Consider the following 371-nt stretch of genomic DNA (forward strand, 5'->3'; position numbering starts at 1 on the left):
GTGCGAGGCGGGGTCGGTGATCACGACGCCGTCGACCAGCTCTGGCCGGGCGGCGAGGACGGCGGCGTGGTCGCCGGGGTCGACGGCCTGGGCGAGGTAACGCCAGCCGGGGAGGGCGGGGATGCCGTGCTCGCCCAGGTACTCGACGGTGGCCAGGACGTCGGGCCCGGGCGGCAGCAACCCGCCGTCTCCGAGCGCGCCGAGGATCCGGGAGTCGTCGGCGGCGACGGTACGCAGGTCGAACAGCTGCCGCTCGGCGGCGGCGATGCCCTGGTCGAGCAGCTCACGCAGTTCGTCGGCGTACCGGTCCAACTCGGCGGGGGTGAGCGGCGCGTCGGAGGCGCGGCGGGGGGCGGAACGCCTGGGGCGGG

Annotated in this window: 1 protein-coding gene; it reads right to left on the bottom strand. The window is 76.8% G+C overall.

Annotated elements, in window-relative coordinates; translation table 11 throughout:
- Positions 1-371, bottom strand: a 371-nt coding sequence (locus GT042_RS36490; protein ID WP_161312956.1) for a hypothetical protein, incomplete at both ends; no start/stop codon positions are given.

Source organism: Streptomyces sp. SID3212 (genome assembly GCF_009865405.1).
Classification (GTDB): domain Bacteria; phylum Actinomycetota; class Actinomycetes; order Streptomycetales; family Streptomycetaceae; genus Streptomyces.